Consider the following 23,339-nt stretch of genomic DNA (forward strand, 5'->3'; position numbering starts at 1 on the left):
TCTTCCATTTAATTGCAAAAGAAGTATCAGAGTGAATGAAACTCATACAACTGTTTTGTGTTGAGTTTTGTAAAACTATTCTCGAAGAGGCGATATAAATTATCTGAATGAGTTAAGTACCTCACCAATCTTATCATAGGCATTTTCCAATTCTTTTTTCGATATACAGTATGGAGGTAGCAAATAAATTGTATTTGAGAGTGGTCTTAGCAACAATCCTTCGCTGAGAAGTTTTGCGCTTATTGTAGGTACTAAATCTTTCGGTACTTTAACATCGAAAGCGGAAATTGTGCCTATGATTCGAGGTTTTTCTATCAATGCACATTGTTTTTTTAGAAATTTTATACCAGCATGATGTGTATCGTTGATATTTTGAATTGCTGCTTTGCATTCAGCTTTCATTAGTAAGTTGAACGATGCAATTGCTGCGCTACATGCTAGAGGATTAGCGGTATACGAATGACCATGCGCGAACGCTGTACTGAAATCATCTCCAAGAAATGCTTCGTATATGTTATCTCCAGTAATTGTCAAAGCAAGTGGAAGAAAACCTCCAGTAATCCCTTTTGAAAGGCATAGAAAATCCGGAGTGATATCAGAAAGTTTTTCGAATGCGAAATGTGTCCCAGTTCTACCAAAGCCTGTCATCACCTCATCGAAGATGATTAGTATTTCGTTCTCACGTACTAGCTTTATGATATTTTGTAAAAATTCTACTCTACATACTCTCATACCACCTGCGCCTTGAATAAGTGGCTCCAATACAATAGCTGCAATTTTTCCTTTATATTGCTTTAAGTACTTCTGTAGCACTTTGATAGCTTGCGTTTCTTTTGCTTCAATTTCTCGATCATCGTCCCACGTATCGGCGTATGGTATAGCCAAAACTTTGAAAAACAGATCTTTAAATTGATCGTGAAAGCCGGATTTTTTTCCTACTGACATTGCGCCGAATGTATCACCGTGATATCCACCTTCAAAGCTGAGAAATATACTTTTGTCTCTATATCCTAAATTACGCCAGTACTGATAAGCCATCTTAATCGCAACCTCAACGGAAGTAGAGCCGTTATCTGAGAAAAAGAATTTTGCTAGTTTTAAAGGTAGTATTGTACGTAAGGATTTGCATAAATTAATTGCAGTTTCATGAGTGAAGCCTGCAAAAATAACGTGTTCTAAAGTTTTTGCTTGCTTGTATATACTATTTGCTATTTCCGCATTTGCATGACCATGAATGTTAACCCACCAGCTTGAAATGAGATCTAAGTAAGCTTTATCGTTTTGATCATAGATATAAGCACCTAAAGCTTTCTTAGCGCAAATTATATTTTTCGCTGTTCTTTCTTGCGTAAACGGATGCCATATCATTTCTTTATCAAGGTTGGAAAATATCATTGTGTATCTCTCAAAATTTTTACTAATCTTTCCGGAAGTGGAATATCTTTTAAAGTATTATAGCTAATTTTACTCAAGTATGGAAATTGCGCTATCACTTGAGTCTTGCCATAAAATTCTATTGCTTCCATGTTTTCATTTTTATCTTCACCATTCATAATCACTCCAAGAATATCAATCTTTCTCGTTCTTAATGCCTCTATACAAAGTAAAGTATGATTGATAGTACCAAGTTTTGCACTTGTAACTATAATTACTGAGATATTTAGTTTTTTTATCAGATCGATCATGAGATACTCATCGTTGATTGGTACAAGTAATCCTCCTGCGCCTTCAACGATTAAATTCTCCTCTTGTGGTAAAATTATTTTATCAATATCAATGCGCTCATTTTCAAGTTTAGCAGCAAGATGTGGAGATAAAGCTTTTTTATACACAAATTTTTCTTGATGTATTTTACCTTGAGAGAGATTCTTTACAGTCATAGAATCTGTATTACCCTCGCTTATTCCTGTCTGTATAGGCTTGAAGTATGTAGCATCCATATGCAAAGTAAGCCAAGATGAAATTACCGTCTTTCCTATGTCGGTATCTGTGCCGCATATAAATACTTTCATGTTATATTTTTTTTAAAGATTCCGAAAAATATCTTATAAGAGATGATAAGAGGGCGCTTTTGTTCGCGTATTAATGTTCTTAGTATGCGAAACGGTATTTGCCTGTGTGATGCTGAAGCACCTAATGCTTTAAGGTATCTAATAAATGATAGTACAGTATCAAACTTTATAGTTCTATTCATGGTCCAGTATTGGAAACAGCAATGTCCTTTGATTGTATTGCAATATTCTGCAAGCGCTGTTTCTTTAGGGTAATTTTGAAGTACGGTATCGGTGTATATGTTAATAATATTCTGCCATTCTCGAAATGTACCATCTAGTAATGTGGAAAATGCAAATATTTGAGAACTATTCAAATACAATGTTTGGATAGTTTTTTGTAAATCTTCTACCCATTGCAAAGCGAAATTACTTACTATCAGATCGTGCATATCGATATCTAATTCTGCCATATCACCTTGTATAAAGGTGCAATTCGGATTTTTAATGAATTTTAGCCTGCATATATCAAGCATTCTTTCAGCGATGTCATTTAATGTGTAATGGCTTTGAGGATATACTTTCATTAATGATTCAGTCATATAGCCAGTACCAGTACCTAAATCTAAAACTGTTTTAGGAGTAAAATTCTGAATTTTTGATAATTTTTTTATTAGAAAATTTCCCGCTTTTCGCTGAATTATGGCAACTAAATCATATGTTTTATCTGCGCTGTTGAAGCGCTCTTGCACTTTACCAGAGATAGAAGCCATCTAGAAATTTCATAATTTTTTCATAAACAGCTAATGGACTAGCGAGTCCAAGTATGTGTTCACCGTTATCTATCACATCTAATTTTATATTTGTGTTACTGAAATTATCATGTATAACTTGCGGCGGTACCACCATATCATTATCCGATGCTAGAACAAGTGTAGGAACGGATGGTAGCACTATTGTACTGCGTAGTAAGTTTAGTTCAGTGCACATTAGATCGGAATTTAAATCTTCTTTATTAGGGCATTTGATCAATAATGAAGTGCTACATCTGCTATAAAAAAGATCTAATGCAATCATAGGATCAGTTCTAAATTTATTTTCCAACATCTTTAATTCTTTTTCCCTTTCTCTTCGTAATATAGGATGAAATCCTAGAAAATTTCTAAAACCGTTCAAAGCGATTAGGCGTTCAAAGTTTTTATGTAACTCAAGTAGTTTCAATAATCCTAGAGAATGTCCTATACCTATGATTTTTTCATCATGAGGTATGTTGAAATGTGAAGGCCTTCTAAAATATCCTAAATCTATAAAAGTGCATTTTTCTTTACTAAAACATGGTGCAATCTTATCCCAAAAACTTGCATCAAATCCGAAGCCATGACAGAAGACAAAATGGTAACTCATTGTATTATTTCTCTTAAGTAGTTTACTAACCTTTCTATATCTTGCAGTTGATGCTTCGATGTCAGTGCTATTCTTATACGAGAAGAATTATGCGGCACTGTAGGAGGTCTTATACAGGATACTGTAATTTCTCGTTTCATCAATGCATCTTTGATTTGTAAGCAGATTTTTTCTTCTTTGAAAATAATAGGAACAATGTGAGTGGCAGATGTGCCAATATCAAATCCAAATTCTTGAAGTTTTGTACGTAATATAGTGCCGAGAGTTTGCAAATGAGTGCGTTCATTTTGTAAAGACTTCACCATTGTCCAAGCTTTTGAAGCAGAACCAATAATGTGCGGTGAAGGCGCGGTAGAGTATACAAAACCAGTTGCTTTGTTTATGAGAAAATCAATGATCGTTTTATTACTTGCGATGTAGCCTCCGCTACTTCCTATTGCTTTACTCAATGTACCCATTATAACATGAGGAATATTATGTAATTGCACTGTAGTAGAGAGCCCATATCCATTTTTGCCGAATAAGCCAGTTGCATGCGCTTCGTCCAGATATAAGAATGCTTGATGCTTCGTCGCAAGTGCTGCTATTTCTTTTAAAGGCGCTATATCGCCGTCCATGCCGAAAAGCGTTTCTGTTACGATGAACTTCGGTCTTGAATCATTTTTGTAACTTTCCATAAGCGACTTTAAGTGTTCAACGTCGTTATGATGATATCTGCATAACTCTGCTTTACTAAGAAATACTGCTTGATAAAGACTTGAATGATTCAGTTTATCAAAGAAAACTATCGCTTTTCCTCGTAAAACTTTTTCGTCGAGTAAACATGATAATGTGCTTATATTCGCTTGAAAACCTGAACTAAAAAGCAAACAGGATTCTGTATTTTTATCTCTTGCGATGATTTTTTCAAATTCTTCGTATAACGGTAAGTTGCCAGATAATAACCTTGAACCAGTTGCGCCTACGCCGTATTTTCGAGCGCTGATTATAGCCGCTTCTATAACTTCACTGTTCTGACTTAGATTGAGATAGTCGTTTGTCGAGAAGTCCAGGAAATTAGTATGTTTCTCTTGTATATCTCGTGTATTTAAGATTCTGTAACGATTATCATTGCGTAAAGTTAGTAGATATTCTTCGTATGATTTATACATTTTTAAGATGTTCTTAACTGAGCGAGAATAATTTTATGTTGCGGATATTCAAATGAAGGGAACGATATGCGATTCTGAGGTATTTTGAATATAGGAACTACTGTAATGTATTAGAGAAAGAGATTATTACAAGCAATATAACCACATTTGAGAGAAGAAATGATATAAGTAGTGATTATTTTATGATGGATCCTTGAATTTTCTGTAAAGAAAAAAAATCGTACTAAGCTATTAGTATTAATGTACTAGCTTTTACATAAAGCACAAGTTATTTTGAGAGAGTTTTATAAGAGAAATTAGCATGCTGTTATGAGTAAAGAGAAGCAAGAAAAACATAAATTTACTGTGAAGTTACTTAAAGAAAAAAAGATAGCGAGAGATGCGGTAAAAGAAGCAAAATGCGAAGAATTGAAAGGCGAGACAAAAGAAAAATGTGAAAAATCTGAAGGGAGCTTCATATTCTATAAACGTAATTCAGATGAGAGCAACTTTGGTAAAAAACCTTGGTGGATTGACTATTTTGCTCTTGATAAAACGAAGTTTAAACGTAATTTTGTCGAATCTTTATTAGTATTTGTCACGGTAAAAGATAAAGAAAAAGAAAGAATTTTTGCATATACGTTCGGTGTAGCTCGTTATTGGTTAAGGGAAGAATGTATAGAAAGCGATTTTGGATATAAAGTTGCTTTAAATACGATAGATCCTACAAAGATAAAAAGTGTAGATGCTCGTAGCCTAGAAGGTAATGCAAAGGATAAAAGAGTAGTATTTAGCAAAGGTATGGATATAGAAGAGTATGATTGTAACAAATTTCTAGATTTTATTCATAGGATATCAGGAAAAGTTAAAGAGCAGTATAAGCATCTGTTCGATTCTGTGGCTGGATCAGAGAGCTTGATGATAACAGCTACAAAATCGAAAGATGAATTGATTGCACTTTCAAAAGAGCTTTTAGAGAGATTTGAGTCAGATGATTACAAAAATGATGATTCTTTGAAAGAAATAAATATGACTTACTCAGTTGCTGATATAGAAGTGACTGAAAGACTTGATGAAGAATTGGGGAAATTACTCAAAAAAAGAGACTATAGTACAATGTCTTTCTCTGATGTAAAAATTCTTGATCCTGATATTTTTGAGTACTACTTATTTAATGGAAAGAAATATTATGATATGGAGGAGATTTTTGATGCATGGCGTGACATGCACGGATCGGTAGATTTTAGCTCAGCAGACGTGCTCGGTAAAGAGTTGCGAAAAACAATAACAGTATATACGAATGATGATAAAGAGCTTGACTCATGGAAGGTAAAACAATGTCTGAATGCTGATAATATTAAATTTGATGACAATGAGTATATGTTCTTACGAAAGAAGTGGTATAAAGTAGATCGAGATTTTCTGTCGTATGTAGAAAAGGAAGTAAAAGAATATGAAATAAATGATGAGTGGATTAGAAACATTTTTGTAGATTATGACTCAGAAAAATATCAAAAGAAAGGTCAAGGACCTTTTGGAGAGCAGGAGTACAATATCGATTGCTGTAATGCTAATTCAGAGCAGTTAGTATTATTCGACCGCAAGATGGTGCAATCCGAAAATCATGGCAAGATAGAGATCTGTGATGTTTATTGTAAGAGTACTAAAACGTTTTTTCATATTAAGAAAGGAGAAAAAACAGCTCTAATGAGTCATTTATGGATTCAAGGACTTACATCTGCTTTCTGCTTGAATGCGGAAGATAAAAGGTATGTTAGTAAATTTAAGGAATGTACGAAGCTTTCTTCTTTTCCTTCACAATCTGAAATAAAGATATGTTATGCTATTATCAGTCATAAAAAAGCATTAGCTACACTCTCTAATTTTTCACTATATGCAGCAATTGGAAAATTTAAGGAGGCGGGTTTTAAAAAGGAGCAGGTAAAATATTTTTTCATTAATGAGATTAAAGCAAAAAAAAACTAAGCAATTGCCAGTGAATGTTTGAGAGGAAATATGTCAGAATGCTCAGATGCGCAAGAAGTGATGATGTAAATAGGTAGGTATCAGCGACACACCGGTGGATGCTGATGGACGGAGTTGATGAATCTAGAAAACAATTTTGATACTTTGTTGTTATGTTAGTTTTTTGAAATATCAAGATTTTCTCATCAAATATGTCAGGAAACATGTAAGGAAACATGTCAAAATGTCATACTGCACCTTTATAATTTGCCTCTTTTTTATTGAAGCGCACATCCTTTAGCATAGTGACGAAAGCCTGTTTTCTTGAGAAGAGTAAAGTGTTTTTAATTGTCTAGCATAGCCTATTATTTTACATCAATTGTATTAGTATGAAGTGTTTTACAGTAGTAAAAATATAGAAGTCGATTTTTTTACAGAATTGATACAAAAGCAGTTGCGTTTAAACTGTATGCAAGGTATTGTCGAGTAGTGATTTTGGCAACGGATTGAATAAAAGTGGAAATGACTGATGGAGAAATAAAGACATTTGATGAGGCTATAACAATGGCTGGTGACAAAAAACATCTATTGTTAGGAAATGGCTTTAGCATTGAGTATGATGCAGAAATATTTTCATATGATAAAATCTGTGAATGTATTAATAAAAATGAGAAATTATTAGAAATTACTAAGAAATTAAATACTACTAATATCGAGGAGATCATGAGAATCCTTGATAGATGTATTGATGTCATAACGATTATTAAACCTCAAGAAAAGGATAAGAAGGATGATCCAATCTGTGAAGAATTGAAGAAGATAAAAGATGAATTTAAGAGCGCTTTAGTTACTGCTATATTGAAACTTCATCCTCAAAATTATGATAAGAGATCAAGGCAATTGAAGTTAGATTGTGAAAGATTTCTTGCTAATTTCGATAGCATATATACTTTAAATTTTGATTTACTGTCATATTGGGCAATGCCTTTTCAAAAGTTTAAAGATGGTTTTGTTGGTAAAGGGGAGGAACGGCTTTACTTTGCTTATTGGTGCGGGTGCAACATGAGATTTTTACATGGAGCGCTGCATTTGTTTCACGATAAAGTCGGTACATATAAAATAAGACGTTCAAATGACACTCCAGACTATTTACTTATGCAGATTGCGCGGCAGATAGAAGATGGAAATTTTCCGATATGTGTTATAGATGGTTCTGCAGAGGGTAAAAGGAATGCGATTTATAAAAACGATTATCTAAGAACATCATATGAAAATTTAAGGAATCTTTCCGGCTCACTATTCATATACGGATGCTCTTTAAGCCCGAACGATGATCATATTCTAGAGGCAATTGGTCAGAGTAATGTAGATAAAATTTTTATCAGCTTATTCGGTACTGCTACAGCGGAAGGTTATGATGGAGCGATACGTAAAATCAAGGAAGTAAGGAAAGCAAAGCAAGAGCAGATGAAAGAGGAGAATAATCAGCAAAAAGAGCCGGAATTTTACTTCTTCTCTGCGAAAAGTGCTAACGTTTGGGGTAAAAAATAATGTAAATGCGTGATTATGAAGATAGAGATGATACCGGTAAGATCGAGCAATCTAAAAGAGATTGGATATGATCATAAGAATGAGCTTTTGATAATTATCTTTCACAAAGGCGATGCTTATCGTTATACCAATGTACCTTATGATACTTATACGCAATTAATGAAAGGTGATCCTGATAATAACTCCATTGGCAAGTATTTTTGTGCGCATATTAGAACAAATCCTCAGTATCGATATAGCAAATTAAGAGAGAAGAGTTTCAAGGATCATGATGGAAAAAAATTCTATGTAGAGTAAGAAGGCAAAGGTAATATAAAAGTTGAAAGAGTTTTTATTAATTTAAGTCTATACTGAATATTTATTAAATAAAATAGTACATGAAGCTCGATGTTACGCTAAAGCATTGTTATGGCATACAAAATTTGGAGAAAAAATTTGACTTTTCACAGTGCAGAACAGTTGTCATATACGCCTCCAACGCAGTTATGAAGACTTCTTTTGCTAGAACATTTTTGCAATTACAAGAAGAAAAAAGGCCTTCAGAAGAGATATATGGCTTAGAATCCGAATTTAATATTAAATTAAATGACAATGATATTAAAAGTAGCGATATCTTTGTTATTAAAACTTATAGAGAGAAATATGAATCTGAGAATATATCAAAATTACTTGTTGATGAAAAACGACAAAAAGAATACGAGGAAATATGGCAGAGCATTGCAAAAAATCAGACGTCACTAATGGTTGCTCTAAATAAATCTTCAGGCATAGAAAAGAGTAGATTAGAAAAAACGATACTATCTGATTTTAAAGATGATAGCGGTAATTTTCTTAAGTTCTTAGAGGGCATTAAGATTGACGAAATTACTGACAGCGACTGCAACTACGTTGATGTTAAATATTCTCTCATTTTCAATCAAAAAGTTGAGGAATTATTAAAAAATAAAGATGTTACTGATAATATAGAACGTTACACAAAGCAATACAATGAGCTATTAGACAAGTCACCATACTTTGATAGAACAAAGTTTAATCCATCGAAAGCAGATAGTGTACTTAAAACACTTGAAAAACAAAAATTCTTTGCTTCAGGGCATAAAGTAAAATTAAAGGGTAAAAAAATTCTGCTAGATAAAGTAGAGCTGCAGAAAGTGCTCGATGAAGCGAAAAAAGCAATTTTACAGGACTCAGAGTTAAAAAGAATACAAAATCTGATTACAGAAGGACAAGATGTAAAAGACTTCCAAGATTTATTGGAAGAAACGCCTGAGATAATTAATGAATTATCTGATTTATCTTCTTTTAGAGAGAAGCTTTGGAAATCATATTTCAAAAAGGACGAGGAAAAATTCAGAAAATTAGTGGAAGAGTATCAGCAAAATAGAGAGAACTTAACACATATTGAGGATGCTGCTTCAAAGCAACTAACAACATGGAGTAAGGTTGTGGATATTTTTCGAGAAAGATTTAAGGTGCCATTTGAATTAGAGATCAAAAATAAAAAGAGCGCAATCTTAGGAAGAGAGAAGCCGCATATTGCATTTATATTTAAAGATAAAAACGGACTGTCTAAGGAACTTAATAGAGATACACTTGAAGGTGCGAGTACTTTAAGTCAAGGTGAAAAAAGAGCGTTGTATTTATTGCAAATAATTTTTGAAATAGAAAATAGAAAGCAGAGTAATACAAGAACGTTATTCATCATCGATGATATTGCTGATTCTTTTGATTATCAAAATAAGTATGCCATTATAGAATACTTAAAAGAATTACATACAGAAGAGAATAATTTCTATCAAATCATTTTAACGCATAATTTTGATTTTTTTAGAACAGCTCAAGAAAGAATTTTAACAGATGAGAATAAAAGAACGCACTCTTTTATAGCGCAAAAGAATGATGATAGCATTTCACTTTTTGAAGCTGGTCACAGATATATTGTCAGTCCTTTTTCTTACTGGAAAACGCAGTTAAAAGGGGAAATAGGTGAGCGTGAGAGACATAAAATTCTAATAGCAATGATACCATTCATGCGAGAATTGCTGCATTATATCAGCGCAGAGAAAGAACGTAACAGCGCTTCAACCGATAAAAAAGAGGAACGTAACGGCACTTCAACTGGTGAAAAGAAAGATTGTAATAGCGCTTCAATCGATAAAAAAGAGGAACGTAACGACACTTCAACCGATAAAAAAGAAGAATATTGCCGCACTTTAACTGCTCTACTACATGTGAAGTCTGAGACAAAAAATCTTAAATTTTGCGATTTAAATGATATATATAAAGATCTGTTCGATATAGCTTTAACCAAAGAAGATAAAGATATTTGTATATTTGACGCATTGTGTGCTGCTGCTGATGATATTAGCGAGAGAGAAAATGATAGCGCTTTAAATCTTGAAAATAAAATTATACTCTCAATTGCTGCAAGATTGATGGCAGAATATTATATGGAATCTCGTGACATATCACTGAAAGATAAGATAGGACAGACGTTTAATCGTTTTAAGAAAAAGTATGAAAAAGATGAAGCGACTCCATTCCTTGAAAGGGTTGTAATTATGACGCCAGAAAACATACATTTAAACTCTTTTATGTATGAGCCAATTCTTGATATGTCTGAACAACATTTAAAAAAGTTGTATAAGGATGTACGCGAATTGTATAAATCAATTTCGAGTACACCTGCTACAACATTTTGAAAGAAATTGCCTTTTTAAAAAGTATCATCTAGTCTTTTACTGAGAGCTATAATATGCTCCGGTCTCCTATGATGTTCGCACATAAAAATATAAATATCCTTTAATAGATTTTCGCACATTTGAACGAGATCTTTTGTCCAAAGTGCTCGTTCGTATGGTGGTGCGCTCTTTTCCTGATTTTGAATGTGAATTCTATTACGAATTTCAGCAACTTTATAGATGCGCTCGTGTACTTCAGGTATGCTTAACAAGTCATACTTTTTACAGATATCACTGAAATTTTTTAATTTATTTGGAAGACTGATATCGCGTATTTTGCTGAGTGCTTTTGGCTCAAGAGTAATATTCATGAATTCGTGTCGGTGCTTTGCAACCCTACATAAAAAATCATATAAACAACATTCAATAATGCTACTTATAATCAAGAAGATTGGCTTATAATATAAGGGTTTCTTCTCATTTATCATCGAAGTTACTATTTGCAAGTTATGATTGACATTATTTTTTCTATTAAAGTCCCAGAAAAACGTACTTGAATGCTCTTTGAGTTCAGATATTTTCATAAAATCTTACAGTCGTGCTTTTTTATCAAATATGATCATGTATAATGACAATTCGAAAAGTATTCAATAGCGTCTAAGATACTCTTTTTATTAAAAATTCGTACTCTATACTTTAACTTTCTGTTTTTTATACAAATCTATAAAATATTCATCATAGAAAAAATCTATAATATATATCTTCACGTGAAGTATGCGCATCTCCGAAATTAAGGAGAAGACTTTAGACAATGAAATGATACTCTTAAAGATAGGCAGAGTATTAGATTGATGTTACGATAGAGTAAAAATTAGCGTCTCAAAGAACATTCACGACGCAAAAGACGAGAGAGATCGTATGCTGGCGGAGAAAGAGGGATTCGAACCCTCGATACGGTCACCCGTATACTTTCTTAGCAGGAAAGCGCCTTCGACCACTCGGCCATTTCTCCGTCACACCATATAATCGGCGATGAGCGACGAAAAAGCAATAACTTTAATGCTGAAAAGCGTATCGAGAAGAGGCGAGTTACACGTCACCACTTTTTATTACTTTTTCTGTTGAAATTATCATTTTGTCGCACATTGTATTTGCAGTACAAAGCGCTGATGCGTCACAGTGTAATTCTTCGCTTTATGTAAGATGGTGTCATTCTTCGTCGATACAGAGCAGTATAGTGCCGCTTATGCGGAAGATATTTGTGCGGCATTTGTGCGGTATTTATATCTTTTTCTTTCTTATACATCGCGATCTTTCTTCTTTCTTATATATCGAAATACTTACACATCGTAATCTTCTTTCTTACTTATATGCTATAATCTTTCTTTTTCTCGAAGCAAAGAGGTAGATGCAGAAGATCGAAATACTTACACATCGTAATCTTCTTTCTTACTTATATGCCATAATCTTTCTTTTTTCTCGAAGCAAAGAGGTAGATGCAGAAGATCGAAATACTTACACATCGTAATCTTCTTTCTTACTTATATGCTACAATCTTTCTTTTTCTCGAAGCAAAGAGGTAGATGCAGAAGATCGAAATACTTACACATCGTAATCTTCTTTCTTACTTATATGCTATAATCTTTCTTTTTCTCGAAGCAAAGAGGTAGATGCAGCAGAAGGTAGTTTCTTCATTAGAGAAGTATGCAAACGAGATACTAGCACTGATCTTTCTTCTGACTATATTTTTCAAAGCGAATGAAAGGATAGTTTGCAATGAATGCAAATCCTCGTACTTCATAGCCAAGACTACGACGATATTCAGCCGGCAGCAATGTCAAAATCTCACCAAGAAATGCCAAGTTATTGTATATAATACCGTTAAAGTTTCTCTTTTTTTGATTAGCTTCTTACTTTTTACTATCCTCAACAACTTTTCTCAGTATTTCAGCATTTGAGTTAATTGTACTCTCGAAAAGCCTAATCTCTTCAGCTAGAGCCATTTATTGAGCAATTTTTATCCTTCTCAGTATCTTTGTGTGAAACTCATCAACTTCTTTTGCTACTCTATTTTAATACCGTAATTTGCACTATTGACACTATTTCTTCATCTTTCAAGAAAGTACCAAAACCACTATAAGAGCGATTAACTTTTTATGTGTGAGCTATCATACAGCAAAAGACTCGCCACATCCGCATTTAGCCTTTGCATTTGGATTAAGAAACACAAAACCGCTTCTGATTTTTTCATCCTTATAATCGAGAGTTGTGCCTATAATATACAGTATTGCTTTTTTGTCTATTAATAGCTTGATATCTCCGAATTCGACAACTTCATATGTAGTGGATGAGTCAGAATATACATAATCGAAAGTATATGAAAGACCTGTACAGCCTCCTTTTTTTACTCCTATTGCGAGACCTATGGCATCCTGCTTGTTAGATAGTAAGGAGCGCACTCTACCAGCTGCGCTATCTGTGATATTGATGATAGATTTCCTTGTGCTTGATGGTAAATTGTCATTTTTCGCTACTTCAGAATTAGAAGTGACATTTTGAGAGCAGCAAGAAGTTTTCATATTACACTCTAAAAGTACGATGCGGACATGATATCAGATAACAAAACTGAAACAAGTAGTATCTCGTGTGCATAAGATATTTTGAACGCGCGTTTATCAAATATTGTAGAAGAGGGATGTACATAATGGAAGTGCATTTCATCGCTATTTTATTGAGTACTTCAATATGTTGTATAGTTCTTTATACCGTACTTCTGACGTAAATGCGCTAAATACTCATAGTATATGATTGAATCGTACATATGTTTTACTTTGCTATAAAATTCACTTGTTTGAATCAAATTGTATGATTGTATCGAGGGATATCGTATACTCTCTAAGCTTGCAAAGCATATTTCATTTTCTGCACATAAGACCAATTTTGTGACAGGTTCAGGTACGGATAAATGCTGTAAACTTTCAACTATTGTATTATCGATGTTAGTTTGATTATCTAATTTATCTATTATAATTTTCTGCTTTGTAATGCTACTCTTGATATCACTTTGCTGAAGACACTTTGAGTGAATTTCTTGTATTGTAGCACTACTGCTGTTTAGTCGTTTCTGATAGTACAGATTTGAGATATTTCCTTGTATACAAGCATGGAAGGGAGAAATTTTTTCAATGCCGAATGCGAGTCTTTTATATTTTCGTATTATCTTATCTGCAATCTTCTTAATTTCCTCAAATGAAAGGCGTTTTGCGCGCATGATATCGGAGACTCGAATAACATATATTGTTTTATGCGCATCGTCATTAACGATTTCTATAATATCGACAGCTTTATTGTTTTTCAGCTGAAATGCAGCATCTGCAACTTCTTGATCTGTGACTAATTGATATGTTTTTACAGCATTAAAGTTTTGAATTTCTGACAGCAACACCTCTTCTACGATTTTATTTGGTGTTTTTTGCGTTAAAACGTCAAATTTGATTTGCTTATTATATCTTTTAGAAATGGATGTTAGATCTGAAAGCTGCGAATTTTCTAATTCTTCAGATATTTTGTCAATTGCTATCAATTGTTTATTTTTGCGTATTGCCTCAGCTGCTTTTGTAATAACGGCAGGAGAATTAATATCTTCATATTGAGCTTGATATATTTTTTGAATAAGGAAAATATGCCATCCTATAGGCGTGGAGAATGGTCCTATATACTCATTAACGCTAGAAGAAAAAAGCTTTTCATTTAATATTTGATATTGTTCAAATGTCTCTTTATTGACCTTTTCAAGTAGAGGCGCTGCATCAAGTAATAGAGATGCAGTATATTTCTTCTTTAATTCAGCGATAGATATTGCAGGCTTGAGACGTATATCATCATATGCTTTGAGAGCGCTATCGTAATCTTTAAAAACTATCTGCGCGATATCTCTTTTTTCCGCGACGAAAAACATCTCTTTATTCTGATTATAAAACTCCTCTATTTCCGCATGTGTTATTTTATCAGTAGGTATCTCGGACGATTCTATCAAAATATACTCTACTTTTCTCCTTTCTGGTATATTGGTATCAACTTTCATCTCATTGATGAATTTCGCTATCTCTTCTTCTGTTATCTGAATTTCTGGAATCTTATATTTGTATAACTGTATCGTTTTTGTATTTACTAATGCAGGTGTCAACATATCAACAGTTTCCTGTGGCACTATCGTATATTCAAAGAAACGTAAAAGCTGCTTTTTCAATATTTCGTTCTTCATTTTATCAATGAATTTTTCTTCGGGAATATTGTACTGCTTTAAAGTTTCTTTGTATTTTAGTACGTTAAATTTACCCTCTTCGGTGAAATCTTTAATCTTGCTAAGCTCTTTTTTTAGCATTTTATCCGACACTACAAGTCCAATTTGATTTGCTTCTTCGGAAAGCATCGTTTCCTCTATCAGTGTTTTTATAGTCATTACTCTAATAGTTTCCGCAGGATATCCAAGCATTTTATCTGCAAGTTTATGCATTGCAATTTTGATATCTTGCTCAGTAATTACAGCGTTGCCTACTTTTATAGTGGTACTTTTACTACTTTTTAAGTGACTGATTATTAGATCTCCTGCACACATTGAGATTACTCCAAGTAAAAGAAAGATTTGTAATATCGATTTATTGGATATACGCTTAAACATTGTTTTACTGTTACCGTTATGCATGGTATTAGTTTTATATTCTCAATCTGATTTCGTCTAGCTTAGTCTTAAGTGAACTTTGGTATTGTATCTGTATGCAACTTTGGAAAAAATCGATTATCGGTATGCTTGGAGGAATACTATGCGGGGTATTTCTTCGTTACTATCATTGTGAATACGGTGTATTGATATTGAATTGTATGGAGGTACTTTCGACTCTTTACACCAATGCTTTAAAGATGATGATCATACCAGTAGTATTCTTCGCTGTGCTATTTGGTATTGTTAATACATCTGATATACAGCAATTTAAGAAAGTAGGGCTAAAAGCCATAGCAGTATGTGTTGTGAGTGCGATTATATCTTCTGGAATAGGATTGAGTCTCGGTATTGTGATGCAGCCAGGAAGTGGAGTGAGTATTCAGTTGAGTGAAGAAGGCAATACATCGCAAAATGAGTTAGGGCACTTTATAGGAAATATTATACCGTCTAATCCGTTTGAAGCAATGTGTGCAGGAAATACGCTACAGGTTGTAGTTTTTGCATTTATTATTGGAATTGGTATCTTACTTACCCCTCATAGAGATGAAGCGAAAAAATTCGTGATTGTTACATCACAGATTCTTTTTAAAGTGATGGAAATTGTGATGAATTTTGCACCATATGGAGTATTCGCGATCATTTTATGTATGACGGCAAAGCATGGATATGATGTACTGCATGGCCTTGGAAAGCTGTCAGGAGTGATCTTAGTAGGATTATGCGTCCAATATGTTGTCTTTCTATTAGCTGCGCGATTGATTAAGATTAAGCCGTTTCGTCTTCAACGCAAACTGTTTGAAACGCAAATGTTAGCATTTTCTACTTCATCATCTAAAGCTTGTATAGTGAAAGCGATAGACTTGCTACAGCATAAATTAGGAGTTTCGAGTAAGATTGCGAATTTCATATTACCACTAAGTACATCGGTAAATATGTCAGCGATTTCAATTAGTTTGAGTATTAGCGCTTTATTCTTTGCGCAAGCGCTTGGTATGACAATCTCTACGATGGATTATTGTATAATAGTTCTCACCTCTACTCTTGGTGCTATAGGTGGCGCTGGTATACCAAGCGGCACTATTGTAATGATGAGTTTAGTATTATCATCTGTAGGTATTTCAGCAAGTGTAATACCGCTTCTTATAGGATTTGATAGAGTACTTGATATGTGTAGAACTGTAATTAATATCACCGGAGATATCGTACTTACGTTGATAATGGCGAAGATTGAAGGTGAATTGGATCTATTTGAGTGCAATAAGAGTGAAAAAATATGAAAAAATCAACTGAGATTCCACATAGTGTGGAGTTAGAAATGGAAGTATTGGCGAAACTTTTTATTAATAACGATGAAATAGATACCGTATCTGAACTTATATCGGCGCGATATTTCTATATACCGATTCACAGTAGGATATATGAGATTATGATGCAGCTATACAGTAGAGGATTACCTGCGTCACTTTCTACCGTTAAAGGATATATTAGTAGAGAATTTACTGATATCGATGTCTCACAATATGTAAAAGAATTGATAGAATTAGCCTCTCCATTCAGTGGCATAGAGAAGCTATGCTTTGCACTTCGCGAGTTATATCTCAAAAGAGAATTGATAAAACTCAGCGAGAGATCGATCAGTAATTGTTATGATGATGAGTTGAAACTCACTGCTTCTGTCTGTATAGAGAAAATGGAAAGTGAACTTTTTAATGTTGCAATTAATTCCGGAGAACAAAGGACATTACAGCACCTTAGCGAGGTAACGAGAAAGAATATGAAGAACCTTGATGCTGCTATCGATAGCGGAAGGGCGATTAGTGGCACTACTACAGGATTTTACGATATGGATCATCTCACAGGAGGGTTACATCCATCAGATTTGATGATTATAGCGGCGCGTCCATCTATGGGGAAAACTGCTTTCGCATTAAAAATAGCATATAATGTTGCAAAGCATTACTATGATGAGAAAATAAATAAAGCCGTAGCTTTTTTCTCGCTTGAAATGTCTGCAGAGCAACTTGGTGCACGTCTTATATCAATGACTACAGGAATAGATGGACATAGATTACGCAATGGAATGATCGATAAAAGAAAAGAGCTTCCACAGATCAATGAGAAAATTCAAGAGATTAATGCTTTACCGATTCTTATTGATGATACCGCTGCGCTAACAATAGCATCGATCAAAGCGAAAGCGCGAAGAATTAAGAGAACTCATAACGTCGGTTTAATAGTTGTAGATTATCTCCAGCTAGCTAGAGCATCCAATATCAATAGTAATACAAATAGAGTGCAAGAAATCGGCGAAATATCTCAGGGATTAAAAGCTATAGCAAAAGAATTGTCTATTCCAGTAATAGCATTATCACAGCTATCAAGAGCGGTAGAGTCGCGAGATGATAGAAGACCGATGTTACAGGATTTACGTGATAGTGGAAATATAGAACAAGATGCAGATATAGTATGTTTCATATATAGAGAATCATACTATCTAAGCAGAGCTATAGAGCAAAATGACGGACTTAGCCCTGCAGAGAGAGGAGAATTAGTGAATAAACGTAATATGGTAGGCAATATTGCAGAAATACTGATAGCTAAGCAAAGAAATGGACCTATAGGAACGTTTTCCACTATTTTTGAAGGAAGTACAACGAATTTTCTCAATATGGAGAGAAAAGACTGACGTGCTGACGTCGGCAAATTTTTTTAATATGATTTTTCAAATTTGCCTTATAGAGAAAAGTGCAATTTTTTTTATATATGGTGTAATTCAATTCAAATAAATGAATTTTATAAAAAAGCAAAGATCGTGCTATTTAAGCTGAAAATAGAAAAATGCATTAATCGTATCGCTATACATTGGTGTTCTGCTTCTCTAAAAACTCTTCTGCAAGCATCATATATGAGATTGAGCCGGTACACTTAGAATCATATATAATTGCAGGCTTACCGTGAGATGGTGCTTCTGAAAGTTTTACATTTCTAGGTATTAGTGTGCGATATACTGTATCTCCTAATTCGTTTCTTACTTCTTGTACTATCTCATGACAGATGTTGTTTCTCTTATCAAACATTGTCACTACTATACCTTCTATTTTTATTTGTGCGTTAATGGTGTTTTGCACTAATTTTATAGTATTTAAAATGTATGCTAAACCTTCCATTGGAAGAAATTCGCACTGTAGAGGTATAATTACGCTGTTTGCACACGCAAAGGCATTTAATGTCAAAACACCAATTGATGGAGGGCAATCTATAAAAATGAAATCGTATCGTGGCAGCAATTCTTTTATTGCTGTCTTTAGAATAAGTTCAGGCATTGCTACTTTTAACAACTCCTTTTCCGCTATTGCTAATTGAATAGTAGACGTGATAATTTCCATATTATCTATATCAGCACTAACAGGTACTACAGAAGGGCTGACTTTATTCAATAGTACTTCGTATAGAGTATAAACTCTCTTTGCATTTTCTATACCAAAGCTTGTACTTAAGTTACCTTGTGGATCGCTATCTATGAGTAATACTCTATACCCAATTACAGAGAGTGCTGTTGCGAGATTGACAACTGTTGTTGTCTTTCCTACTCCTCCTTTTTGATTTGCAACGGCTATTACTTTAGCCATGATCAATACTGCACAAGTCTATGATGAAACGTCAAAACGATTGTAATGGTGAAATACATAAAAATCCATTCTTGCGAACTTATAGCATGATATTTGCGGTGAAATCGCTAAAAGTGCTGATAAAAATCAAGAGTGAAAGAACTTTTCCACTACTTCATTATTACTGTTATTGCACTCATCGAGTGTACCACTCCATCCAATTGTACGATCTTTTATTATTATTACGTTATCTGCGACTGTTTTTGTATAGTGCATGTCATGCGATACACTTACTACAGTGTACTTCATTTTATGATGTAGTTCGTGGATTAATGCAGAGATTTTTTCTGATGTCTCTCTATCCAAGCCTGAAGTAGGCTCATCTAGCATCAGAAGTGTAGATTGCGTTGCTATTGCGCGTGCGATGCCTATTCTTTTCTGCATTCCGCCAGAGGATTGTTTACTGTTGCTGAAAGCTAGTTCCGGGGAAAGTTCGACCATTTTTAGGAGTGTTTTGGCACTTTCTATTAGCTCTTCATCCGTTTTGACTTCATTTATGAACTCGTTGAACATAATATCCTGCCACACGAGTAATGAGTCAAATGATGCGTTTAATTGGAAAGAAAAGCCTATTTTAGAGATCGGAGCAGGGCGCTCTGATATATGTGAGGCGCCAACTTCATGTCCTCCTACTACTATAGATGTGCCTTTATCAGCTATCAGAAGACCACTCATGCACTTCAGAAGAACAGACTTTCCGCTACCTGATGCACCTAGTATAACGGTGGAAGTACCTGCCTTCAGATTGAAAGATATATCAGATAAAACAGTAGAACTATTGAAGCTTTTCGATAAATTCTTTACATGTATCGAGAGACTCATGCCAGATCTGATTAAGCAGAAAGTACGTGCCGTCCCTTCGCACGTCTGTTTCTTATCACCGCACGTCCTCCGACTGTTGCCATTCTTGCTCTAAATCCATGCCTTCTCTTTCTAACTATAGTACTTGGTTGGTAAGTTCTTTTAGTAGCCATTTTGAGAAAAAAATACTTAACATGCTCATGGTAAATGAAAAAAAAACGGTGCACAAGCAATTAAATTACTGTGATGCAAAAAACTTACTCAGTTATTAAAACGAAGTAGAAACGCAGCAATATAGTTTTATTTGAAGTGCACGGCATTTTGGATAGAAAAATGTACTCAATTCATGGTAAGAAGATTTTTTTAAAGCATCGCATTATCATGCAGAATGAGGAGTATCTTACGTTTGAGATAACTGATCATTTCTTCGCCGATACTGAAACATTCTCTTTCGGATACAGTGCGAGTATATGATATGAGTTCTTTAAGAACATTGCGCCATTTTGGAAAGTAGGAGTTTCATAAAATGAAGAAGGAATGCGCTCTACAGAGAGTAATTTTCCAGTTAGCATATCAAATGTAAGACATGAATTCTTAGTATTTTTAAGAACCACTCTATTTCCCGCGACTATCGGATGAGTATATATTACATCAGTGCTAAAAATAGCTTTTATTTTCGTTATGATAGATTCTTGTACCTCTACTGCGGATTTTAGCTGATACTTCCATTGAATTAAGCCATTACATAATTTTATCGCGAGTAGCGTATTGTTTGCATCGATAAAATACCCTAAATCTCCAGCGCCAGCAATTAATGTTGTAGGATGATAAAATTTTCTCCACAGTATTTTTGATTGTTCAAGGTCGTAATATTCGATAATGCCGTCTTTTTTAGCTATTATATATCCAGTTTTATACTGAAGGATGCTTTGCGTATATTCATTATATCTTGTAGAGATAATTGCAGAATCTTGAGAGAAAAATTCTACAAGTGGTGAGTATATAGTTGATATATTAAATCTTTTTCCTTGTGCTGTATGAACGATATTGATTTTGTATACCTTTATCGCGCCATTTGCGATAGTTTGTATTGCAATTAATGCACTATCTTGAGTTATTGGTGTGATAACGATGTTATTGTTATAAATCTCCTTTATAACTACGCCTTCTACTTTAGGGATAGCTAACAGCATTTTTCCATCATTTTTATCAAATAGTACGAGTTCACTATTAAGAGATGATGTAATTACGAAATCGTCAAAGAATTGAGGCGTAGTGATTAGCGGGTTACTATATGAAGAATACCAGAGAGTAGTACCTTTATTAGCATCTACTTTCATGAAGCTGCCAAATGTATCGGTGCAATATACAGCATTTTCGGATTGATTATACGATATAGATGCACCTATGTATGCACGATATCCAATTCGTAATATTTGCTTATTACTTTTTTGTTTATTGCTTCTCGAAAGAGTATCGTTACTCCATATTACATCTCCATTAGGTGAGTAGCATATTATTGTACCATGTGCGTCTATCACTACGACATTCTGAGAATTGGTAGTGATCGGATTACCGCTATTTGGATATGCAATATTTGAGAAGCATCGAAACTTTTTAGTAGTATAACCTTTGTTCCATCTGAATTTTGCATTTGCATTAATAGCAGATTGATAAGTTAGAACTTCTGTAGGATATTCGGAAGTATCGCAAGTACTGCTTGTATCGATAGTACCATGCGAAGAAAATACGGAAATTTTTTCTCCTACAATCGGTTTCTTAGAGCCCGCCATCAAATCTTCGATAGGGCCGCATCCTACTGTTGAAAGGATTGATAACAATAAAATACTAATTTTTCTCATTATATTGTATACTCAATGTGATGGTGTGCAAAAATAATACCAGCCAATGTTATTCATATAATAGTAGAAATCTAGTTATTGTGAGTATAAGTATCATAAGAAATGCGTTTATGCATCGTATTTACGTCATTTTAAAAAGTAAATTGATATTCGTTTTAGCTTGGAGTGTACCGATTGCCCTTGCCATCGGTGTAGAGCAATTCTTGCATATGGCGCCTTGTGCATTATGCCTAAAAGTGCGTAAGATGTATTATCTTGGCGCATGTATTGGAATTTTTAGCATTATTTTTGAAAATAAAATTAAAAAGTGGAAGGTTGCATATGGATTATTATCTTTTATTCAAGTAGCAGTAGCGGCACTGATTGTAGCAATAAGCTTTGTGCATTTCACAGTGGAGAACAATATACAAGCTTTTCATTTTTTAACGAAATATCAGTTATTTCAATGTTCTTTGGATAGTGGATATGATTTTCAAAATGAAGCTGAATGGATGAAATTTATACAAGGGCGTCATTTTGTCAGTTGTGCAGAAAAAAATATGATACTAGGTATATCATTCGTTACTTTAAGTCTCATATACTCTATATTTCTCGTTCTATATAGTGCTGCAAGAGTACTACTAGAATTGTCTAATAAGTGGAAAGGATGCAAGAAGACATTGGATTTGTAATAAGCACTTCTAACATTGATGAATATTCTGTACTATTAGATATTTTTCTCAGAAAAGGCGGGCGTATAGTTGGCGTATGTAATGCTGCTACTGCAGCTTTTTATAGAGCGTTAAAAGGCTCTCTTATAGAAGTGCAGTTGTACAGCGCTGCATCGAATAACAAATTGAGTAAATTTTATATTCAAAATTCAAAATCTATTCTTGGACGCAGTAAGTATTCTTGCTGTTTTCAGATAGTTCTTGAAATGCTAGATGTAGTGCTAGTGCAAAAGATTGAAGCCGTATCATTATGGATGTGCCTTCAATGGATACATAGATGTATCAATAGCGATAATCTTACTTTTAAGTATATGGTAAAGCTTCATATAATATTTGAAATTGAATTGATGAATTTCTTAGGAGAGACTGACGTCTTTCAGCATATAAGTGAAAAATTAGCGTTGGAATATCACAATGCTTCGTCTTATGACTGTGAATCGTTAAATTCACGTGCTATATATTCTGCCGCTTTATCAAGAGAGGATTATATCGCCGTTACGTCGTTCACTGATGCTGCACTGCAGCGGTATGATAAAAGTGTTAAAAATATCAGAAAAACCCTTATTTTCATGAGAGATTTCAACGAAAAAAATTGATTGATACTTGATGCGTTTTATAATACCATTTCCATGGAAACGCGAGTATGGCTTTTAGTAAATGATATCACAGATTCAGAAATTTTTTAGAGAAGTAAATAATGAACGCTTCAAAGTAAATTGGCCTAGTACACGAGATTCTTTTTTCGCACTTCTTGGAATCTTTGCTTTTGCTTTGATGATGGGGCTTTTCCTATTAACTCTAGATTTTGTATCATATAGTGCAATAAAAGCATTTTTAAATGTTTAATTCAGAG

21 protein-coding genes and 1 tRNA gene are annotated in these 23,339 nt (G+C 34.0%); 9 read left to right on the forward strand and 13 right to left on the reverse strand.

Annotated elements, in window-relative coordinates:
• Nucleotides 1-99: 99 nt before the first annotated feature.
• The 5 genes from bioA to Fsol_RS01575 are packed head-to-tail and all read right to left on the reverse strand — an operon-like array spanning nt 100 to nt 4,546.
• Nucleotides 100-1,395, reverse strand: coding sequence for an adenosylmethionine--8-amino-7-oxononanoate transaminase (bioA, locus tag Fsol_RS01555; RefSeq protein ID WP_108673148.1), 1,296 nt, complete (start codon nt 1,393-1,395; stop codon nt 100-102).
• On the reverse strand, nt 1,392-2,012 hold the full coding sequence (gene bioD / locus Fsol_RS01560) for a dethiobiotin synthase (protein ID WP_108673149.1): 621 nt from the start codon (nt 2,010-2,012) through the stop codon (nt 1,392-1,394). The genes bioA and bioD overlap by 4 nt, the downstream gene beginning before the upstream one ends.
• On the reverse strand, nt 2,009-2,764 hold the full coding sequence (locus Fsol_RS01565) for a methyltransferase domain-containing protein (RefSeq protein ID WP_108673150.1): 756 nt from the start codon (nt 2,762-2,764) through the stop codon (nt 2,009-2,011). The genes bioD and Fsol_RS01565 overlap by 4 nt, the downstream gene beginning before the upstream one ends.
• On the reverse strand, nt 2,745-3,395 hold the full coding sequence (locus Fsol_RS01570) for an alpha/beta fold hydrolase (RefSeq protein WP_108673151.1): 651 nt from the start codon (nt 3,393-3,395) through the stop codon (nt 2,745-2,747). Before Fsol_RS01570 ends, Fsol_RS01565 begins: the two co-directional genes overlap by 20 nt.
• Nucleotides 3,392-4,546, reverse strand: a complete 1,155-nt coding sequence (locus Fsol_RS01575) for an aminotransferase class I/II-fold pyridoxal phosphate-dependent enzyme (protein WP_108673152.1) — start codon at nt 4,544-4,546, stop codon at nt 3,392-3,394. Before Fsol_RS01575 ends, Fsol_RS01570 begins: the two co-directional genes overlap by 4 nt.
• 309 nt (nt 4,547-4,855) lie before the next feature.
• On the opposite strand from Fsol_RS01575, the gene Fsol_RS01580 reads away from it, so the two are divergent.
• From Fsol_RS01580 to Fsol_RS01595, 4 genes are all read left to right on the forward strand, one after another.
• Nucleotides 4,856-6,511, forward strand: coding sequence for a DUF6119 family protein (locus tag Fsol_RS01580; protein ID WP_108673153.1), 1,656 nt, complete (start codon nt 4,856-4,858; stop codon nt 6,509-6,511).
• Between the two features lie 501 nt (nt 6,512-7,012).
• Nucleotides 7,013-8,041 (forward strand): DUF4917 family protein, encoded by a 1,029-nt coding sequence (locus Fsol_RS01585; RefSeq protein WP_108673154.1) that lies wholly within the window; start codon nt 7,013-7,015, stop codon nt 8,039-8,041.
• 15 nt (nt 8,042-8,056) lie between these two features.
• On the forward strand, nt 8,057-8,338 hold the full coding sequence (locus tag Fsol_RS01590; protein WP_199405097.1) for a KTSC domain-containing protein: 282 nt from the start codon (nt 8,057-8,059) through the stop codon (nt 8,336-8,338).
• Nucleotides 8,339-8,418: 80 nt separating this feature from the next.
• A complete protein-coding gene (locus Fsol_RS01595) occupies nt 8,419-10,743 on the forward strand; it encodes an AAA family ATPase (RefSeq protein ID WP_108673155.1) in 2,325 nt (774 codons plus the stop codon).
• 14 nt (nt 10,744-10,757) lie between these two features.
• Here the strand turns inward: Fsol_RS01595 and Fsol_RS03735 are convergent, their stop codons facing one another.
• From Fsol_RS03735 to Fsol_RS01620, 4 genes are all read right to left on the reverse strand, one after another.
• On the reverse strand, nt 10,758-11,093 hold the full coding sequence (locus Fsol_RS03735) for a hypothetical protein (protein WP_145958106.1): 336 nt from the start codon (nt 11,091-11,093) through the stop codon (nt 10,758-10,760).
• Between the two features lie 551 nt (nt 11,094-11,644).
• Nucleotides 11,645-11,734, reverse strand: a tRNA-Ser gene (locus Fsol_RS01605).
• A 1,156-nt stretch (nt 11,735-12,890) separates the two neighbouring features.
• Nucleotides 12,891-13,301, reverse strand: a complete 411-nt coding sequence (locus Fsol_RS01615; protein ID WP_108673158.1) for a HesB/IscA family protein — start codon at nt 13,299-13,301, stop codon at nt 12,891-12,893.
• 161 nt (nt 13,302-13,462) lie between these two features.
• A complete protein-coding gene (locus Fsol_RS01620; protein WP_158521607.1) occupies nt 13,463-15,403 on the reverse strand; it encodes a SurA N-terminal domain-containing protein in 1,941 nt (646 codons plus the stop codon).
• 95 nt (nt 15,404-15,498) lie between these two features.
• Here Fsol_RS01620 and Fsol_RS01625 point away from each other — a divergent pair, with 95 nt between their 5' ends.
• Nucleotides 15,499-16,722, forward strand: coding sequence for a dicarboxylate/amino acid:cation symporter (locus Fsol_RS01625; RefSeq protein ID WP_108673160.1), 1,224 nt, complete (start codon nt 15,499-15,501; stop codon nt 16,720-16,722).
• Complete coding sequence (dnaB, locus tag Fsol_RS01630; protein ID WP_108673161.1) at nt 16,719-18,131, forward strand: replicative DNA helicase; 1,413 nt, start codon at nt 16,719-16,721, stop codon at nt 18,129-18,131. The genes Fsol_RS01625 and dnaB overlap by 4 nt, the downstream gene beginning before the upstream one ends.
• 169 nt (nt 18,132-18,300) lie before the next feature.
• Here the strand turns inward: dnaB and Fsol_RS01635 are convergent, their stop codons facing one another.
• The 4 genes from Fsol_RS01635 to Fsol_RS01650 all read right to left on the reverse strand — a co-directional run bounded on the left by Fsol_RS01635 (nt 18,301) and on the right by Fsol_RS01650 (nt 21,776).
• Nucleotides 18,301-19,074: a ParA family protein gene (locus tag Fsol_RS01635; protein WP_108673162.1), complete on the reverse strand. Its 774-nt coding sequence runs from the start codon at nt 19,072-19,074 to the stop codon at nt 18,301-18,303.
• Nucleotides 19,075-19,200: 126 nt separating this feature from the next.
• The gene (locus tag Fsol_RS01640) at nt 19,201-19,935 is read right to left on the reverse strand and encodes an ABC transporter ATP-binding protein (protein ID WP_108673163.1); all 735 of its coding nucleotides are present in this window, start codon (nt 19,933-19,935) and stop codon (nt 19,201-19,203) included.
• A gap of 11 nt (nt 19,936-19,946) precedes the next feature.
• Nucleotides 19,947-20,087, reverse strand: coding sequence for a 50S ribosomal protein L34 (rpmH, locus tag Fsol_RS01645; RefSeq protein WP_108673164.1), 141 nt, complete (start codon nt 20,085-20,087; stop codon nt 19,947-19,949).
• 246 nt (nt 20,088-20,333) lie between these two features.
• Complete coding sequence (locus Fsol_RS01650) at nt 20,334-21,776, reverse strand: outer membrane protein assembly factor BamB family protein (protein WP_108673165.1); 1,443 nt, start codon at nt 21,774-21,776, stop codon at nt 20,334-20,336.
• Between the two features lie 110 nt (nt 21,777-21,886).
• Here Fsol_RS01650 and Fsol_RS01655 point away from each other — a divergent pair, with 110 nt between their 5' ends.
• The 3 genes from Fsol_RS01655 to secE all read left to right on the forward strand — a co-directional run bounded on the left by Fsol_RS01655 (nt 21,887) and on the right by secE (nt 23,332).
• Nucleotides 21,887-22,447 carry a disulfide bond formation protein B gene (locus Fsol_RS01655; protein WP_158521608.1) on the forward strand — a complete coding sequence of 187 codons (561 nt, stop codon included), beginning with the start codon at nt 21,887-21,889 and terminating at the stop codon, nt 22,445-22,447.
• Complete coding sequence (locus tag Fsol_RS01660) at nt 22,423-23,082, forward strand: hypothetical protein (protein WP_108673167.1); 660 nt, start codon at nt 22,423-22,425, stop codon at nt 23,080-23,082. The genes Fsol_RS01655 and Fsol_RS01660 overlap by 25 nt, the downstream gene beginning before the upstream one ends.
• A gap of 61 nt (nt 23,083-23,143) precedes the next feature.
• A complete protein-coding gene (gene secE / locus Fsol_RS03820; protein ID WP_108673168.1) occupies nt 23,144-23,332 on the forward strand; it encodes a preprotein translocase subunit SecE in 189 nt (62 codons plus the stop codon).
• Nucleotides 23,333-23,339: the final 7 nt, after the last annotated feature.

The sequence above is a fragment of the Candidatus Fokinia solitaria genome (assembly GCF_003072485.1).
GTDB classification, from domain to species: domain Bacteria; phylum Pseudomonadota; class Alphaproteobacteria; order Rickettsiales; family Midichloriaceae; genus Fokinia; species Fokinia solitaria.

Coding starts and splice junctions, on each gene's coding strand:
- bioA (WP_108673148.1), bottom strand. CDS start 1,395: ATGATATTTTCCAACCTTGATAAAGAAATGATATGGCATCCGTTTACG.
- bioD (WP_108673149.1), bottom strand. CDS start 2,012: ATGAAAGTATTTATATGCGGCACAGATACCGACATAGGAAAGACGGTA.
- Fsol_RS01565 (WP_108673150.1), bottom strand. CDS start 2,764: ATGGCTTCTATCTCTGGTAAAGTGCAAGAGCGCTTCAACAGCGCAGAT.
- Fsol_RS01570 (WP_108673151.1), bottom strand. CDS start 3,395: ATGAGTTACCATTTTGTCTTCTGTCATGGCTTCGGATTTGATGCAAGT.
- Fsol_RS01575 (WP_108673152.1), bottom strand. CDS start 4,546: ATGTATAAATCATACGAAGAATATCTACTAACTTTACGCAATGATAAT.
- Fsol_RS01580 (WP_108673153.1), top strand. CDS start 4,856: ATGAGTAAAGAGAAGCAAGAAAAACATAAATTTACTGTGAAGTTACTT.
- Fsol_RS01585 (WP_108673154.1), top strand. CDS start 7,013: ATGACTGATGGAGAAATAAAGACATTTGATGAGGCTATAACAATGGCT.
- Fsol_RS01590 (WP_199405097.1), top strand. CDS start 8,057: ATGAAGATAGAGATGATACCGGTAAGATCGAGCAATCTAAAAGAGATT.
- Fsol_RS01595 (WP_108673155.1), top strand. CDS start 8,419: ATGAAGCTCGATGTTACGCTAAAGCATTGTTATGGCATACAAAATTTG.
- Fsol_RS03735 (WP_145958106.1), bottom strand. CDS start 11,093: ATGAATATTACTCTTGAGCCAAAAGCACTCAGCAAAATACGCGATATC.
- Fsol_RS01615 (WP_108673158.1), bottom strand. CDS start 13,301: ATGAAAACTTCTTGCTGCTCTCAAAATGTCACTTCTAATTCTGAAGTA.
- Fsol_RS01620 (WP_158521607.1), bottom strand. CDS start 15,403: ATGTTTAAGCGTATATCCAATAAATCGATATTACAAATCTTTCTTTTA.
- Fsol_RS01625 (WP_108673160.1), top strand. CDS start 15,499: ATGCAACTTTGGAAAAAATCGATTATCGGTATGCTTGGAGGAATACTA.
- dnaB (WP_108673161.1), top strand. CDS start 16,719: ATGAAAAAATCAACTGAGATTCCACATAGTGTGGAGTTAGAAATGGAA.
- Fsol_RS01635 (WP_108673162.1), bottom strand. CDS start 19,074: ATGGCTAAAGTAATAGCCGTTGCAAATCAAAAAGGAGGAGTAGGAAAG.
- Fsol_RS01640 (WP_108673163.1), bottom strand. CDS start 19,935: ATGAGTCTCTCGATACATGTAAAGAATTTATCGAAAAGCTTCAATAGT.
- rpmH (WP_108673164.1), bottom strand. CDS start 20,087: ATGGCTACTAAAAGAACTTACCAACCAAGTACTATAGTTAGAAAGAGA.
- Fsol_RS01650 (WP_108673165.1), bottom strand. CDS start 21,776: ATGAGAAAAATTAGTATTTTATTGTTATCAATCCTTTCAACAGTAGGA.
- Fsol_RS01655 (WP_158521608.1), top strand. CDS start 21,887: ATGCATCGTATTTACGTCATTTTAAAAAGTAAATTGATATTCGTTTTA.
- Fsol_RS01660 (WP_108673167.1), top strand. CDS start 22,423: ATGCAAGAAGACATTGGATTTGTAATAAGCACTTCTAACATTGATGAA.
- secE (WP_108673168.1), top strand. CDS start 23,144: ATGATATCACAGATTCAGAAATTTTTTAGAGAAGTAAATAATGAACGC.